We start from the raw sequence: 2,110 nt of genomic DNA, 5'->3' as shown, positions 1-2,110 counted from the left end.
GGGTTGAAGACCACGCCATTGGTAGACATTTCGTGGATAATTCTGCCATTGCCATTGACCGCTTCGGAAACACTGTCTATAAGTTGAATCGTCTGGTTTACGATTTCATCCTGTCCGATGGCCATATAGCCCTGCAGGGCGTATTCACTATCGACGCCAAACCACCAGGGGTAATCCGGGATTCCCGCTGTAATGCCCCGGCCGATCTCCGGGACCTCCCGAATAAGCCAGTCCGAATTATATTTCAACCATTCAAAGGTTTCATTCAGTAAAGAATCAGGCGTGGTAAGTTTAGATTTAGCGGCGAGCCGTTGATATCTCTCCGATTTTTCCCGGAGAAGGCTGGTGGCGTGTTGCTCAAGATCGGTATACGTAGCCCGCGCATCGGATTCTGAGGTGTACGATCCGGCAATCACAAAATTCACCGCCTGAGTAGCTCCCGGGGGTATGCTAAGCACATACCGGAGTGTCCCTGCTTTACCCTGGCCTGAGTACCGATCCGCACTTTCCTCCTGAGCGTCCCCTGGCAACCCGGCCCCGAATATCAGATGCCATGGGTTTCCCGAATCTCTCATGCTCCACGTCTGCGAATCTGAGTCATAAACAGCCTGATCCGGATGGTCGAGCATCCCGCTGCGCTCCCCCAGCCAGGTAGGGCGTAAATCGGAGAATCCCGTAAATTCCAGGGTAACGATACGGTTGGTTGCTCCTGTATTCTGAATGCTGTATTGAACTACAAGTCCTTGTTTTCCATCCGGTGCAAATTGCCACCGGTTGACCTCCAGGTCTTCACCTTCCAGGGTATACAGGTGTTTATTGGCCATTGGAAAATTGACAAAAGCCGACGCTTTTTCCAGGGGGATGCGACGCTCATTTTCGATCAGAACGGCCTGAAAACCATCCATCAGTTTAATGGGATGGTTCCAGATCCCGCCCATTTCTCCTTTTATATGCCAGCCCAGTTCAGGAAAACTTCCATCCTGGTGCCCCACCAGATAGACGCGGTCCCCAGCCGTGACAAAAGGACTGTTCAAATAGGCTTTTGTGCCTGGAATGCGCGGACTGTCGCTAAGGATGGCTTCAAAATGATTCGTTGTGGGGCCCTCCTCATTGGAGCAAGCGACACATAGCAGTGCGAAAAGTAAGGCGTACCAGTGGCGCATCAATGATATGACCGGGTATTTATACATATAGTAAAAATAAACAATACAAGGCAATGAAAGGGATGCGGATTAATCTGCAGTAAGGGCAAAAAAAAACAGCCTCCATGCGGAGGCTGTTTTTAAGATTCTATCGGGTTGCCTTCCCGGTCTGTGAACTGATATTCCAGATAAGTGTAGGCATCCCTGGGCATAACTTTAATCCACTTCTTATACTCCAGAAACCATTTGGAGCGTATGGATGGAAATCCTTTGGTCAGATAAGCCGCTATAAAAGGGTGTGCATTAAGCGTAATAGTCTTGTCTTTTCCATTGGATTTGAGAAGCCGCTCGAGCGTATCGTTTATTTTTTCAATAAGTACGATTGGAGCTTCCACTTCCTGTCCCTGTCCACTCGGATCCGCTTCGGTCGTTTTAATATTGACTTCAGGTCGTACCCGCTGTCGGGTGATTTGAACCAGTCCGAATTTACTCGGAGGCAGGATTTTGTGCTTCGCGCGATCATCCTTCATTTCGTCCCGGAGGTGGTTGAACAATTTCTTCCGATGTTCCGGCCGTATCATATCGATGAAATCCACGACAATAATCCCTCCCATGTCTCTCAGTCGCAATTGCCTGGCGATTTCAGAAGCTGCCAGTATATTGACTTCAAGGGCAGTATCTTCCTGGTTCTTCGCCTTGTTCGAGCGATTCCCGCTGTTGACATCGATGACATGCAATGCTTCTGTATGTTCGATGATCAGGTAGGCGCCTCTGCTCATAGAGGCTGTTCGCCCAAAAGAAGTTTTGATCTGGCGTTCTATTCCGAATTTTTCAAAAATCGGAACACTTGCCGAGTACAACTTGACAATGGATTCTTTTTCAGGGGCTATTTCATGCAGGTAATCTGTGATCTGATTGTAAAGCGTTTCATCGTCCACATGAATTCCGGTAAAAGAGTCGTTAAAGAC

1 protein-coding gene and 1 pseudogene are annotated in these 2,110 nt (G+C 48.5%); both read right to left on the bottom strand.

Annotation, left to right across the window (positions count from 1 at the left end):
- A pseudogene (locus WBV75_RS12200) lies at window positions 1-1,190 on the bottom strand (glycogen debranching protein); the annotation flags it as partial.
- Window positions 1,191-1,282: 92 nt separating this feature from the next.
- Window positions 1,283-2,110, bottom strand: an 828-nt coding sequence (locus WBV75_RS12195; RefSeq protein ID WP_424120867.1) for a ribonuclease E/G, incomplete at its 5' end; no start/stop codon positions are given.

This window comes from Robiginitalea sp. (assembly GCF_049588695.1).
In the GTDB taxonomy this organism is placed as follows: Bacteria; Bacteroidota; Bacteroidia; order Flavobacteriales; family Flavobacteriaceae; genus Robiginitalea.
The sequence above is the reverse complement of the archived record's forward strand: the minus strand, read 5'-3'. Positions and strand labels throughout refer to the sequence as shown.